We start from the raw sequence: 14,912 nt of genomic DNA, 5'->3' as shown, positions 1-14,912 counted from the left end.
GCCCGCCAAAAGTGTACCTCACCCTTATCTTAATCCGCTGTAATGGTAATTTATATTCATGTTATGACTAATTCATAAGTTAAACTTATTGATTTACAATTTTAAATAAGTTTTTTTGAAAAAAATTTTTTATTTTTAGGGTTCGGGTCGCTTTCGGTGTGGTATTATAGTCATATAAATATAATGGAGTGTGAGCAAAATTTTTATCGAGGGACGCATTCCCATTATCAGGATATCATGCCGCGCGGCACAAGTCAATCGGTCAAGACCAAAAAAAAGAAATTTTTTTTTAAATTTTTTAAAATTTTTAAATTTTTGGGAAACTCGAACCACTCACCATCAAGTTTCAGATAACAGAATTATAACACAAATAAGCATCCTGTCAATCCCGATTTAGACAAATAAAATATTAGCTCCCCAACCTCTGTAACCATTAATATATGGGATATATATAAGTTAAACTTATTGATTTACAATTTTAAATAAGTTTTTTTGAAAAAAATTTTTTATTTTTAGGGTTTCGGGTCGCTTTCGGCGTGGTATTATAGTCATATAAATATAATGGAGTGTGAGCAAAATTTTTATCGAGGGACGCATTCCCATTATCAGGATATCATGCCGCGCGGCGCAAGTCAATCGGTTAAGACCAAAAAAAAGAAATTTTTTTTTAAATTTTTAGAATTTTTTAATTTTTTCAAATTTTTGGGAAACTCGAACCACTTACCATCAAGTTTCGGATAACAAAATTATAACACAAATAAACATCTTGTCAATCCTGAAATCCTGTCAATCCTGATATAGCTAAGGCCACGCTTCGCTATCAGACATTTTACTATATTTCCACATATTGCCAATGTTTACTTTCTCCTATTTCTCGACACATTAAAATCCCAAACCATTCTAATCTCTCCAGATTTTCGGTAATAGTATTTTTATATTTTCCACCATTTTTAAATTGAGCAGCAATTTGTTCCACAGTCCACTCGTTGGTATTGGTGCGAAGTAAATCGCGGATAGTTGCAAGTTGGTCTTTTGGTTGTTTGGGAAAAGTTTTTTGTTCCGTGGGAATAATCACAGTTTCTTCTGTTTCCATAACTTCCGTTAGTAGTTGTTGGGTAACTTCATTTGGTGCTTGATATTCTGGACGCAACCAGCGAATTATTCCGTTACGTTCTTCTTCTGCACGTTCAGCATTGAGCGCAACTAATCTTGATAAAATTATTTCTTCTATTTCTGCTTTTGTTTTTTGATGATCTTTTAAATCTTGCCATTCATAAGCATCAAAAACGGCGTTATCTAATTCATCATGAATTTGTTTGAGGGTAGAAACTAAGGCTTTATTATTATATGTTTTATCTGCTTCGGTAAATGTTTCACCTTTGCGGAGTTTTTCTAAGAGGTTATACATTCCCGTAATTGTGATTTCGGAATGTTGTGTTTGTACTCTTTTACGGTGGGAGTCTAATCTTTCTCCTAATTCCCGGATTTTCTGTTTTTGTTCTGGTGTAGGATTTGGAAAAGGGAAAGGATCAAAACAAATAGATTTTACATAAACAGGTGTTGGTCCAAGTTGTGCGCCACGAGCTAACGCCCAATTAACATGAATACAGCTTGAAAGAACTGCAAGATAGTAAGCATCTTCAAGAGCTATTACTATCAATTTATGATCTGGGCGAATATCAGATGAAACAAAAAAGAAGTTTCGATATTTACTCACTTCTAACGTAACAATATAGCGAGTTAAATTATTAATTGCTAAACGTAGTCCTGGTTTATCTCTACCAAAACGCCACCACTTTGTCCGACTTCCAGAATCTCGAATTTGATCACGTTGTGGTTTCACGTATTCAAGTAAATGTTGAAAAGCTAAAGGTGCTTTTTTTCTAGCATCTGATTCAGTAAGAGGATAAAAATCTATAACCCAATCTGTCAATACACCGTTTATCAAATCTCTTCCAGATAAAAACGGATGACATACTTCAGATTCTATTTGTTTAAGTTTGTCTTTATCAACAAGAAATCCTTTACCAAAAAGAACAAGTCCAACTGAACAAATAGAACTATTAGCTTTTAGAAATACTGCTTCATCAAGTCTTATACCCCCACGAAGATTTGGATGTATACAACTAACACTTTGATATTCTAAAGTTACATTTGCTCCATCATCACCTTGCCAATTTTCATTAACAACACGAACAATAGTTAGTTTTTGTCTGTCTCTTTTACCAACAACAGTCATTGCTATTCTTACAGCCGCACCTCCCTCAGTATCTACCCAAGGATGATCAGGAATAGCCCATAAAATCTCATATTCAGAATTATCTTTAATGCTTTCAGAGATAACCTGTCTATTAAGTAATTGAGTAATACTGTTAGTTGTAATAAACCCAAAGCGATTTAATTTATTATTCTGTTTGATCAAATTTATTGCACAAAACCACCAATACATAACAAAATCTGCACCATCTGGCATAGATGGATAAGCCTGAAATAGAGATTCTAAATATTCATCTCCAAGTGCAGCCCTTCGTCGTGATTTTCCAATAAAAGGAGGATTAGAAACAATATAATCTGCATTTGGCCATATAGCAGAACGAGGATGAAGATAACGATAAATAGGAACTTGATCACTCGCATCTGGAACATCTTCACCCGTCACAGGATGCTTGATCATTTTTCCACCCCAACGAGTTTTTACCTGACCCGTTTTAGGATCAATATCTAATTCCTTACCATCATAATCTAACACCGCATCCCGAAATTCAATATTATGAAAATCCTGTAAAATCGGTTCTGGTGGTGGTGTACTTCCATAGCGTTTAAAATGCCATTGTAAATAACCAATCCAAATTACTAACTCTGCAATAGCGGCCGCTCTAGGATTAATTTCAATCCCTAAAAATTGCGACGGATTTACCTGTTTTCTTCCTGCTAAACGCGGATCAAATTCCTCTAATAAATTCGTTGTCACCTTCCCCAAAACATCCAGCAAGCGCATTTGTACTTCCTGTTCCAATGTTTTCAGCAAGTCTAAAGTCACATACAAAAAGTTACCCGAACCACAAGCCGGGTCAAGAATACGAATTTGTTGTAACTTCTCTAAAAATGCCCGAATCTCATTTTCAGCTTTTTCTATTTGTGTCTTTGTCGGTTTTTGCTGTGTTTCTTTCAGGGTTAAAAAGCGATTAACTTCCGATTCAACTAATAACCATTCTGACCGCAAAGGTTCTATAACTACGGGACGCACTAACCGCTCAACATAGGATCGGGGTGTGTAATGCGCTCCTAAACTTTTACGTTCTTTACTATCTAAAGCTCTTTCTAATAATGTGCCAAAAATCGCCGGTTCTACCTCAGTCCAATCTTTGTTTGCAGCTTCATACAGCACTTCTAACTGTTCTTTGGGTAAATCAAAAGCTGTTGCATGAGCAAAAAAGCTGCCGTTAAATTGGGGAATTTCATCAAAGTTAAATTCTCCCCCAGTATTCATCACTTTCCACAGTCTTTCAATCTGGGTTTTAAATGTCTTGGGTTCAACCAACCAACGTTCTTTTAAGGCTTTAGTAAAAACTTCTCCTGGCAATAATTTCACATCTTCTGCAAACATGGTAAAAATGCAGCGCATGAGAAAATTAGCGACTTCTTTGGGTTCGTATCCTTGTTTTTCTAACCACCGCGCTAATTTAGCTAAGGTATCCGCAACTTCTCTTGTTACCCGCGCTCGATATTTTTCCGGGTTTAAACTTTGCGGATCATTAAATATAGCAACAAAGCGATTAAATATTTTCTCGTTTAAAAGCTGATCAAGATCAATTTTTTCCCGCGCTCCATAACCACCATAATTACCACTAAAACTCATCCAAAGTTCAAAATGTGAACCAATATCACAGGTAATTAAAAAGGGAGGTTTACTTGGTAGAAAAGGTGTATAGCTTTGTGCTTGATAAAAGGCCTTTTCCATGGCTATATCGTAGGTTTTTGTCCCGCGTTTGGCTGTACCCCGTTTATTTGCGTTTCCCCCTTGTTTGGCTTCAATTAAAAAATGTCCTTCTTTATAGAAGTCTGCAAAGTTTGTGGTAACTCCATCTTTGTTAAAAATTTTGATATCTTTATCAAAACAATAGCGATCGCCTGCTATACTGCCTTTAGGTGATGGACGCTCTACCCCCAAAGCATCACAAAGTTCTAAAAAGAAACCCTGATAATTTGCTCTCTCGTTCCCCTGAGAACCTTTCCACTTTTGCAGAAATATTTCTACCCGTTGACAATCTTCACTTTTCATGGCAAACTAGAACTCTGAATATTAATCATTTATTTTCAAATATTTTCCGACTCAGAATTTACAATATGTACCAAAAAACTGAACTTTTACACAACTCATAAGTTTTATTTATCTAAACACCATTTTTAATAAGTTTTTTTGAAAAAAATTTTTTATTTTTAGGGTTCGGGTTGCTTTCGGCGTGGTATTATAGTCATATAAATATAATCGAGTGTAAGCAAAATTTTTATTTAGGGACGCACTCCCATTATCACAATATCACGCCCACGGGGGAAAGTCAAGCACCCCGACAAAAAAAAGAAAATATTTTACAAAATTTTAAACTTTGAAGTAAGTAGGTGAACGGAAAAAAACCGACATAAGTAACGAAAAGTAAAGTTGCCCAAAACCTCTCCTCTGTTTCCTGTTCCCCGTTCCCTGTTCCCTGTTCCCTGTTCCCTCACTATAACGACAATTTTTCACGCCAACCTACTTACTTTGGATTACTTCTCAGTAATATACTTTAGCAAACCTTCACAGGCATCCATCAGTAAATCAATCACAAAATTAAAACCCTCAACTCCTCCATAATAGGGGTCTGGAACTTCCTTGAGGGTATATTGAGAGCAAAAATCACACATCAGCTTAACTTGAGAATGATATTGCCCAGAGGGATCAAGAGCTAGGATATCATCATAATTACTACGGTCCATAGCCAAAATCAAATCAAACTCTTGAAAATCCGAGCTTTGAAATTGACGCGCTCGGCCTTGGAGTTTAAATCCTAACTTATTCTCTGCTGCGACGCTCATGCGTCTATCCGGTGCGTTACCAATATGATAACCAGCAGTACCCGCAGAATCGCAAAGAATTGTTTTAGTTAAACCCCTTTGCGAAATCAGATGATTCATAATATTTTCAGCCGACGGTGAGCGACAAATATTACCAAGGCATACAAACAGTAACTTATAAGTCATGTATTTTGATTTTTTGCGTCAGTTGCCAGTTACTTTATACCACTGACCACTGACAACTAGCTATTGACTACAATCCAGGTAACTCCAATCCACTGGTTAGATCTTCCATCCGTTCCCGCATGGTTTCGGTAGACTTTTTATAAGCATCTTTCATGGCCGCAGCGACTAAATCAGAAAGCACTTCTGCACCTTCTTCTAAAGCAGATTGAGCAATTTCCACTCGTTTGGGTTCTTGGTTACCACTGACAATCACCCTAACCAGTCCACCACCAGATTCTCCGAGAATCTCCATTTCCTCTAATTCTTCTTGAAGACGTTTTGCACCCGCTTGAACTTCCTGCGCTTTTTTAAAAGCTTCGGCTAATTCTTTCATTTTGCCCAAGCCAAAGCCAAATCCCTGTCCTTTTCCTGTCATAACTGGTTATCCGCTGTACGATTACTGACAAATCAAATTCAATTATAGATGGGATGATTGAGATACACAACTAACGTAGTTAACCAAAGTCAAACACTGTCAATTGCTGATGATTCACTCTCTGATTGACCTGACTCGTAAAATTACTTTCAGGTTCTCGAGTCTGGGGCTTATCCTTGCCCGTTATTGCTTCGGTTTCCATTAAGGAATCCCGAAACTTCACAGGTCCCTTCTAACAAGATTTTCTTCACATTGGAATGTTTCATGTATCGAGTGATTTCAACATCACTCATTCTTGCTAGAATATTGTCAGCATTCCCTTCCTTTAGCAAACCACTGGAAACTCACCTAACATTTTCACCTCTGGTTCTAACCAAATTGACCAGCGTTCTTGCACCTGATTTTGAACATGACGAATGAGAGAAAAAATATCGCTGGCTTTAGCTCCTCCCCGATTGACAATAAAATTAGCATGGAGTTGGGCAACTTGCGCTCCCCCTAGTTGATAGCCTTTGAGTCCAGTTTGTTCAATTAACCAACCCGCAGTATAGGGTTGAGGATTTCTAAACACACTACCACAACTGGGATAGCTATAAGGTTGGGTGCTGAGTCGGTGTTTTTTATGGTCTTTGGTTCTATCTGTCACTACCACAGGATCTGCCCCTGGTTGCAGTTGCAAGGTCGCTTGAGTCACAATCCATTTCCCACCTTGTAGCCGTGAACTCCGATATGTATAACCTAATTCCTCCGGGGTAAGAGTTACCAAAGTTCCATCTGGGGAAAGAACTTGAGCGCTAACTAACATATCTGCAATACAGCTACTATGCGCCCCAGCATTCATCACCACCGCACCCCCTACCGTTCCAGGAATACCCACAGCCCATTCTAATCCTTCCCATCCCAAAGCAGCAGCGTCCCATGCTAAAGCAGGAATTGATTCTCCCGCAGATACGGTTAATTGACCTGTATTTGGGTTAAAATATTTAGAACGGAGATGACGAGTGGCAATGACTAATCCAGGTATACCGCGATCGCTCACTAACAAATTAGAACCAGCACCTAAGATTGTGATCCCTAAATAATTCTCTTTAGCAAACTCAATACTTGCTTTTAAAGCTTCTAAATTCTGAGGAGAAACATAGTATTCAGCCTCCCCCCCAACTCGATAAGAAGTAAACCCTGACAAGGAAGTATGAGTTTTCAGGGAACAATCAGTCCCTGGTAAGTAAATTGATTTACTATTGTCCCCCTGATCTTTAATTTGTCTTTGCGGGGTCAAATCAGAAAAATTACAGATTTTGCCAAGTTCCTGGGAAGTTATCATCTTTACTTTAATTGGTGAATTTTTGACTTATGTGATTTATTTACCCTAAAAATCCGGTCTTGCTGTTAGATGCAGTTATCTTTCTCAGATGTAGCTTTTTGCTGGTTCACTCATGGTGGTAATCAATTCAGGAATAGTCTGATTTAAATTACCAGCACCTAAAAACAGTGCTAAATCTCCCGAACGCAGGTTTTCCAGTAAAAATTCACTAACTAAAGGTAAATTTGGTTGATAAACTACTTGAGGGTTGTGTTTACTAATTGCAGTGGCTAAATCTTCTCCACTGACTTGACCCAAATCAGGTTCACCAGCGCTGTAAATATCAGTTAGCACAACTAGATCAGCATGAGCAAAAGACTCAGCAAACTCTTCTAAAAACGTTAATGTCCGAGTATAACGATGGGGTTGAAAAATAGCCACTACCCTTTGTCCAGGTCTAGATTGAAGATTAGCTGCGGCTAGAGTAGCACGAATTTCACTAGGATGATGGGCATAGTCATCAATAAAAGTCACCCCAGCAGCTTCACCTCGGAACTCAAACCTTCGTCTTGCACCTTCAAAAGTGGCAAGACCTTCGGCAATTTGCCCAAATTCTAAGCCTAAGAATCTACCCACCGCCACTGCTGCTAAGGAATTGCTCAGGTTATGACGACCCAATAGCTGTAAATTTAATACACCTAAAGCTTGACCTTTTTCCCACACCAAAGCTGTTGTCCCATTCGCCCGATAATTGACATTGCTAACGGTATAGTCAGCACCTTGATCTGGGTCAAGACTATAGCTAATAGTTGGTTTCAGCCGATGGCGCACTGTGTCACAATCAATGCTCCCTACCAAGGTTTTGCAACCTCGAGCAAAGGTTTGAAAGGTATTAACTACTTCTTCTAAAGTCTCGTAATGATCAGGATGATCTAATTCAATATTAGTGATAATGCCAATCTCTGGAGCGTGTTTCACCAAAGAACCATCAGACTCATCTGCCTCTGCTACTAAATAACGGCTTTCCCCTATTCTGGCATTACCTTCCCAAGCCTTGACTTCCCCACCGACCAAAATTGTCGGATCAAGTCCAGCTTGCAATAGCATATAACCAATCATGCTACTGGTGGTGGTTTTCCCGTGAGTTCCTGCTACAGCAATACTGTAATAATCAGCAATTAAAGCAGCTAGAACGTCAGAACGATGCAAAATCGGGCAACCTAATTCTAAAGCAGCTTTATATTCTAAATTATTCGCATTAATGGCTGTGGAACAAATCACTTGCGGCAAATTGGTTTTTGCTCTAGGCGATAATACCTCATCACTAGCTACTTCAGGCAGAAAAAACTCCAGATTGTTGGCTTCTTGTTTACTAAAAATGTGAACACCCAGAGATTCTAATTTGTGCGTAATATGATTAGGACGCAAATCTGAACCGGATACTGGTAATTGACGTTTGCTTAGAACATAAGCCAAAGCAGACATTCCGATACCCCCAACGCCAATGAAATGAAATGGTCTACCACTAAAATCTATACAATTGCTCATTTTATTCTCCTCTTACACCACACCAGAACCGCATTAGACACGCACATCATAACAGGATTCTGATTTTTACAGATACTAACTATCTGTATATATAAAACAAAGGTCAAATTTACTTTGAGTAATGATTAATTTATGACCTTGGTTGTCCGTTGATTAACCCCTGCACCAAATTATCCCCCCCCCTGCGAACATTTTCACCGGTTCTAATCTGCTCATAAGATTATTCTGAAAATTTCTGCTACATCGGGAAAGAAAATTGTGTAGATTTAAATACATTTTCTATATTTTTTTTGTAACTCAGTAGCCTATCTTTAGGTACAGCAACTTGCATTACCGTCGGAACTGACTACAATAGTATATTGGTAATGAAACTATTATTCAAATAGAAATCTGCCTGGCACTCCATCAACTGCAACAATTTGTAAATAAATTCTGTAATTTTTTTTGAATCTCAGACTTTATCGTTATAAATAGATTCCCCCTTTGCGATATGATTATGGTCAACGATATCAACTTATAGGCATAAATACAGAGGGGAAGACACTGTGATTAGAGTTGCAATTAACGGTTTCGGGCGCATTGGACGCAACTTTGCACGCTGCTGGGTGGGCAGAGAAAATAGCAAGATCGAATTGGTTGCTATTAATGACACATCTGATCCTAGAACTAATGCTCACCTGCTTAGATATGACTCTATGCTAGGCAAATTACAAGGTGTGGACATCGCCGCTGATGATAATTCCATCACTCTTAATGGTAAAACCATTAAATGTGTATCTGATCGCAACCCAGATAATTTACCCTGGAAAGAATGGGAAATTGACCTGATTATCGAATCAACAGGGGTTTTTACCAGCAAAGAAGGGGCAATGAGGCACGTAAATGCCGGAGCCAAAAAGGTTCTGATTACAGCCCCTGGTAAAAATGAAGATGGTACTTTTGTCGTCGGTGTCAATCATCATGATTATGACCACAACATCCATAACATCATCAGTAATGCTAGTTGTACAACCAACTGTTTAGCTCCCATTGCTAAGGTATTAGATGAAAAATTTGGGATCATCAAAGGTGTAATGACTACTACCCACAGCTATACAGGTGACCAGCGTTTATTAGACGCTTCTCACCGTGATTTGCGTCGGGCAAGAGCAGCAGCTATCAATATTGTTCCTACCTCCACTGGCGCGGCAAAAGCGGTGGCTTTGGTTCTTCCTCAGTTGAAGGGTAAGCTCAATGGTGTCGCTTTGCGCGTACCTACCCCTAACGTTTCTATGGTGGATTTTGTAGTCCAAACTGAGAAGCGCACCATTGCTGAAGAAGTTAACCAAGCTCTTAAAGCTGCCGCTGAAGGTCCTTTAAAAGGCATTTTGGGTTATAGCGATTTAGAACTTGTTTCTTCTGACTATCAAGGTACGGACGAATCTTCTATTGTTGATGCCAATTTGACTATCGTTATGGGCAATGACATTGTGAAGGTCATGGCATGGTATGACAATGAGTGGGGTTATAGTCAACGTGTTCTCGATTTGGCTGAGTTAGTGGCTGAAAAATGGGTTTAATTTTTAATTGTCCGTTGTTAATTGTCCATTGTTGATTGTCCGTTGTTAATTGTCCGTTGTTAATTGTTTCAATACCACTGACAATTGACAACTGACTACTGACTACTGACCACTGACCACTGACAACTGACCACTGACAACTGACAACTGACAACTGACTACTGACCACTGACCACTGACCACTGACAATTGACCACTGACCACTGACCACTGACAACTGACCACTGACAACTGACCACTGACCACTGACTACTGACCACTGACTACTGACAACTGACCACTGACTACTGACTACTGACCACTGACTACTGACTACTGACCACTGACTACTGACAAAAATGTTGAAATCCCTGACTGAAGTTAAGAACTCGGTCGGGGATTTCTCCTTTTTCATCGTGTAAAATTACTTTTGAGCCGGGGGTGATTTTACCAATTATCGCGGCACCAGTTCCCAGTTGTTCTACTAATTTTAATGCCGGTTCTATTGGTAAACACAGGACTAATTCAAAATCTTCCCCACCATAAAGGGCATATTCTAAGCTTTTCTCTTCTGTTAACCATCCCCCAAAAGCTGATGGTAATGGTATTTTACTGGATTCTATGACTGCACCGACCTGACTGGCTCGACAAATTTGTAATATTGCGTCTGCTAAACCGTCACTGCTATCCATACCAGCAATGGTAATTTGAGATTTGAGATTTGGGACTTCGACTTCGCTCAGTCGAACGATTTTGCATTGGGATTCTACAATTTCCCATAAAATAGGTAAGACATCTAAGCGGGGGTTGGGGCGCTGGTGAGCGGTAATTAAAGCTGTCTTGGCTTCAGCTTTGAGATTTTGACCTATTTCGGGATGTAACAGTAATTCTAAGCCCCCACGGGACGCTCCATGTACCCCTGTCAGAACAATAGCATCTTCTACCTGAGCAGTGCCACGACGAATAATCAAATTAGGGTGAACTTGACCAAAAGCTGTAATAGCTAAAGTAGTAATGGGCGATCGCACAATATCACCACCAACTATGGGAATATGATACTTTGCCAGGCATTCTGTCATGCCCGCATATAATCCCTCAACCCAACTTACAGTTACATCTCCGGGTAAACCCAATCCTACAGTTATCCCCATGGGAGTTGCCCCCATTGCTGCTAAATCGGATAAATTCGCCGCCGCAGCCCGCCAACCAGCATCCTGAGCAGAGGTGGTAACATCACTAAAATGCACACCGTCAACGAGCATATCAGTGGTAACTATTAAACATTTATCGGACTCCGTTACTAATACTGCCCCATCATCACCAATCATACCTGGTGGACAAAAGCGTTGTAATCTTTCTAAAAGACCTTGTTCACCAATATCTCGAACTCGCAGGGAAGATAAATCATTATTCATAATTTTACTATTTTGGATTTTCGATTTACGGGTGTGTGCTGTTAGTCATCATGGTTAAAAATTGTTGTTTTTTCAGCATTATGATATTTTAGTCATGCAATGTTGCATAAATAAGGTGATTGAATCATGGTTTTATCAGATATATTTATAACAACATAACCAATTGTCACTGGAGAAGCAAAAATGAAGTCTGATCATCAATTCAGTCGGGTGTTAATTGTCGGTGGAACTCACGGGAATGAGTTTACTGGCGTATACTTGATTAAAAAGTTTGAGCAATTCCCACAATTAATTAATAGATCCAGTTTTGAAACACTGACTTTGTTAGCTAATCCTCAAGCCTTTACAGCAGTAAGACGATACATCAATAAAGATTTGAATCGCTGCTTCCTACCTGAAAATTTAGAGGATTTAACACTATCTAGTTATGAGGATTTACGAGCTAAAGAGATTAACCATCTTTTTGGACAAAATGGTAAAACTCCTGTTGATTTTATCTTGGATTTACATAGTACAACTGCCAACATGGGCATAACCATAATTGTAGACAATGATCAACCCTTCAATCTGCAATTAGCCGCCTATCTCAATTATATTAATCCTGCAATCAAGGTTTGTAATTTGGGAAACTCTGGACGAGGTCATAATGCGCTGCGATCGCTTGGCAAGTTTGGAATTTGTATTGAGGTGGGATCTGTTGCTCAAGGTGTTTTGAATGCAGAGTTTTTTCTGAAAACTGAAGCCATAATATACACAATTTTAGATTATTTGGAACTGTACAATCAGGAAAAAGTTCCATATTTTTCAAATAACCTAATCTGCTATGAATATCTAGAAAAGATTGATTATCCGAGAAACGAACAGGGAGAAATTCAAGCTATGATCCATCCTGATCTTCAGTTTCAAGATTATGAAGTTTTGCATCCCGGTGATCCTATGTTTTTAACATTTGATGATCAAATAATTAGCTATCAAGGAAACTCTACTGTCTATCCCATCTTTATCAATGAAGCTGCTTATTACGAGAAAGCTACTGCTATGTGTTTTACCGAAAAACGAATGATTACTCTTGAGTAAGCCAAAATTAGCAGTTACACAAAAAAATTATCAGCACTCATCTACTTTTGCTGTCGTTACAAACTAAAATAAAAGAATCATCTAGGAGACTATTGATATGGTAAAAACATTAGTAAAAAACCTCTCCTTTGAGGAATACTTAAACTATGATGATGGACTTGGTTTGAAGTATGAACTGGTTGATGGACAGTTAAAAATTATGCACCCACCAAAAATTGAACATTTCTTGATTGTCAATTTTCTTTATACAACATTAACCGCGGAAATAAAGCGTTTGACTCTATCTTGGTTGTGTTTTCGAGAAACTGGGGTGAGAACAGGTAGAAATAAATCACGGTTGAGTGACTTGTCTGTGGTGACACTGGAAGATGCGAAAGAATTACAAAATGCTTCTGCTGTATTTCAATTACCACCATTATTGATTGTCGAAGTAGTCAGTCCAGAATCGGTAAAAAGAGATTACCGTTATAAACGTTCTGAATATGCAGCTTTAGGAGTTTCTGAATATTGGATTGTTGATCCTTTAGAATCTAAGATTTCTGTGTTATTCCTGGAAGAAGGATTATATGAAGATACAGTATTTACTGCTAATCAAAAAATTAGATCGCGGAATTTTCCAGAATTGAGTATTACAGTTGAGCAGGTTTTCAATGCAGGTAATTTAGTGTAGTCGTTGCAAATAGAGGCTTAAGAAGGCTACAGTAATGAAAAATAAGGTGATAACAAATGGTTTCTACTGTTGGTATTACAGACACTATTAAAAGCTTGAGTGATTTGCGAACTCGTTGTAACTTACACCAAGCAGAAGATGAAAACTTTTTTAATGAATGGTTGACAGATTTACCCCAACTCAACCCACAAGAACAATCAGGTGTTACTCGCATTAAACGACGTTATGATTATCATCGTGTTGATGGTCTATTATTAGAAGGGACAATTAATCTTTTAGTCGTTTCGCCACTTTTAGAACTTGCTGGTTTTCTAGATTCACCTTACCGAATTTGCTCACCCTATGGCATAAATTTAGAAATTGAAGAACCAGAAGCAACAATTCGCGGTTTTATTGATGTCCTAGTTGTCCAGGAAAAACTGTGGATTTTTGTGGTTGAATCTAAACGAAATAGCATTCCAGTGGTCACAGCAATACCGCAGTTATTAGCCTATATGTTAACTACTCCTCACCGAGATAAATCTGTATTTGGTATGGCTACGAATGGCGATGAATTTATATTTATCAAACTAGCTATCACAGACAAACCTGAATACGACGTATCACGCACATTTTCCCTATTTCCCCGCCGACATGAATTAGCTGAAGTTTTGCAAATTTTAAAACGATTAGGAGAACTCATGATAGCTTAATTTACAGTGGTGACTAATTACAAATGATATTTATTAGGTATCGCTTTACTGTCAGTTTGGTAGGGGTTGAGAATTGCTAAATCCCTACAAGATGAAACGGCTAAAAAATAAGATACAATTAAGAAAGGTCGTTTTTAACAAATGATGAGGATTTTTAATTATGACTCAAGCAGTAGAAAAGCCTAAATCTATCTTAGAACTTATCGAAAGTTTAACGTCTCAACAACAGGAGGAAGTCTTAAATTTTATTGAGTTTTTACAGTTTAAATCACAAAAACATGACATAGATACGAAAGTTCAATCTCCACAGAAATCACCAGAAGAATTAGGCTGGCCTTCTGGCTTTTTTGAAGAAACTGCTGGTTGTTTATCTGATGATCCTATACAAAGATATCCTCAAGGTGAATATGAAGAACGGGAGCAGTTAGAGTGATTTACTTATTAGATACTAATGCCTGTATTGTTTATCTAAATCGTCCTCTGTCTAATGTAAGCGAACGATTAGCAACAATATCACCTAATGATGTTGCTGTTTGTTCAATTGTGAAAGCAGAACTATTTTATGGTGCAATGCGTAGTCATAATCCATCTAAAACTTTAGCTGGCCAGGAAAGATTTCTCAAGCTTTTTGTGTCTTTACCTTTTGATGATGCTGCTGCTAGTATTTTTGGGCGCATTAGGGCGGAATTAGCTGCTAGTGGTACGCCAATTGGTCCCTATGATTTACAAATTGCGGCTATTGCGATCGCAAATAATTTGATCTTGGTGACGCATAATGTCAAGGAATTTAGCCGGGTAAATGGTTTACAGTTTGAAGATTGGGAAGTTTAATTTTAATTTGCTTATATTAAAAATATAAATGGTTCTACCGCTCCCTTGATGATATTTTCGGTAAAATATCCCTAAAAACCTGACACTGACTGGATTTAAGGTTTTAATATTTTCAAAAATAGGCGATTTCTACTAATTTAGATCAAACCCACAAATTTTAAAACGATTGGGAGAACTCATGATAG

The 14,912-nt window shown here is 38.2% G+C and carries 14 protein-coding genes; 6 read left to right on the top strand and 8 right to left on the bottom strand.

All coding sequences use genetic code 11. The features are described 5' to 3' along the window. Positions 1-832: 832 nt before the first annotated feature. The 6 genes from ACIR310F_RS27175 to murC form a co-directional block, all read right to left on the bottom strand. Positions 833-4,282, bottom strand: coding sequence for a class I SAM-dependent DNA methyltransferase (locus ACIR310F_RS27175; RefSeq protein WP_028085447.1), 3,450 nt, complete (start codon positions 4,280-4,282; stop codon positions 833-835). Positions 4,283-4,600: 318 nt separating this feature from the next. Beyond that, positions 4,601-4,744 carry a hypothetical protein gene (locus ACIR310F_RS25905; protein ID WP_155963940.1) on the bottom strand — a complete coding sequence of 48 codons (144 nt, stop codon included), beginning with the start codon at positions 4,742-4,744 and terminating at the stop codon, positions 4,601-4,603. Between the two features lie 20 nt (positions 4,745-4,764). Further along, positions 4,765-5,238, bottom strand: coding sequence for a low molecular weight protein-tyrosine-phosphatase (locus ACIR310F_RS0120505; protein WP_028085446.1), 474 nt, complete (start codon positions 5,236-5,238; stop codon positions 4,765-4,767). A 67-nt stretch (positions 5,239-5,305) separates the two neighbouring features. Then, positions 5,306-5,653 (bottom strand): YbaB/EbfC family nucleoid-associated protein, encoded by a 348-nt coding sequence (locus tag ACIR310F_RS0120500; RefSeq protein WP_028085445.1) that lies wholly within the window; start codon positions 5,651-5,653, stop codon positions 5,306-5,308. Between the two features lie 325 nt (positions 5,654-5,978). After that, positions 5,979-6,977 (bottom strand): UDP-N-acetylmuramate dehydrogenase, encoded by a 999-nt coding sequence (gene murB / locus ACIR310F_RS0120490; protein WP_028085444.1) that lies wholly within the window; start codon positions 6,975-6,977, stop codon positions 5,979-5,981. Between the two features lie 84 nt (positions 6,978-7,061). Continuing rightward, positions 7,062-8,504: a UDP-N-acetylmuramate--L-alanine ligase gene (gene murC, locus ACIR310F_RS0120485; protein WP_028085443.1), complete on the bottom strand. Its 1,443-nt coding sequence runs from the start codon at positions 8,502-8,504 to the stop codon at positions 7,062-7,064. 545 nt (positions 8,505-9,049) lie between these two features. On the opposite strand from murC, the gene ACIR310F_RS0120480 reads away from it, so the two are divergent. Continuing rightward, entirely contained in the window at positions 9,050-10,063 is a 1,014-nt protein-coding gene (locus ACIR310F_RS0120480) for a type I glyceraldehyde-3-phosphate dehydrogenase (protein WP_028085442.1), read from the top strand. Here the strand turns inward: ACIR310F_RS0120480 and ACIR310F_RS25010 are convergent. Next, complete coding sequence (locus ACIR310F_RS25010; RefSeq protein ID WP_081677633.1) at positions 9,981-10,457, bottom strand: hypothetical protein; 477 nt, start codon at positions 10,455-10,457, stop codon at positions 9,981-9,983. The two genes, ACIR310F_RS0120480 and ACIR310F_RS25010, sit on opposite strands and share 83 nt — an antisense overlap. After that, positions 10,390-11,457: a thiamine-phosphate kinase gene (gene thiL / locus ACIR310F_RS0120470; protein ID WP_028085441.1), complete on the bottom strand. Its 1,068-nt coding sequence runs from the start codon at positions 11,455-11,457 to the stop codon at positions 10,390-10,392. The genes ACIR310F_RS25010 and thiL overlap by 68 nt, the downstream gene beginning before the upstream one ends. A gap of 183 nt (positions 11,458-11,640) precedes the next feature. Here thiL and ACIR310F_RS0120465 point away from each other — a divergent pair, with 183 nt between their 5' ends. The 5 genes from ACIR310F_RS0120465 to vapC all read left to right on the top strand — a co-directional run bounded on the left by ACIR310F_RS0120465 (position 11,641) and on the right by vapC (position 14,727). After that, a complete protein-coding gene (locus tag ACIR310F_RS0120465) occupies positions 11,641-12,534 on the top strand; it encodes an aspartoacylase (protein WP_028085440.1) in 894 nt (297 codons plus the stop codon). Between the two features lie 97 nt (positions 12,535-12,631). Then, positions 12,632-13,204 carry a Uma2 family endonuclease gene (locus ACIR310F_RS0120460; RefSeq protein ID WP_028085439.1) on the top strand — a complete coding sequence of 191 codons (573 nt, stop codon included), beginning with the start codon at positions 12,632-12,634 and terminating at the stop codon, positions 13,202-13,204. A 56-nt stretch (positions 13,205-13,260) separates the two neighbouring features. Next, positions 13,261-13,896: a type I restriction endonuclease subunit R gene (locus ACIR310F_RS0120455; protein WP_028085438.1), complete on the top strand. Its 636-nt coding sequence runs from the start codon at positions 13,261-13,263 to the stop codon at positions 13,894-13,896. Positions 13,897-14,056: 160 nt separating this feature from the next. Then, entirely contained in the window at positions 14,057-14,329 is a 273-nt protein-coding gene (locus ACIR310F_RS0120450) for a DUF2281 domain-containing protein (protein WP_028085437.1), read from the top strand. Then, positions 14,326-14,727 (top strand): type II toxin-antitoxin system tRNA(fMet)-specific endonuclease VapC, encoded by a 402-nt coding sequence (gene vapC / locus ACIR310F_RS0120445; RefSeq protein ID WP_028085436.1) that lies wholly within the window; start codon positions 14,326-14,328, stop codon positions 14,725-14,727. Before ACIR310F_RS0120450 ends, vapC begins: the two co-directional genes overlap by 4 nt. Positions 14,728-14,912: the final 185 nt, after the last annotated feature.

Origin of the sequence: Dolichospermum circinale AWQC310F (genome assembly GCF_000426925.1) — a bacterium.
In the GTDB taxonomy this organism is placed as follows: domain Bacteria; phylum Cyanobacteriota; class Cyanobacteriia; order Cyanobacteriales; family Nostocaceae; genus Dolichospermum; species Dolichospermum circinale.
Note: the sequence above shows the minus strand (reverse complement) of the source record. Positions and strands in the feature narration are given on the sequence as shown.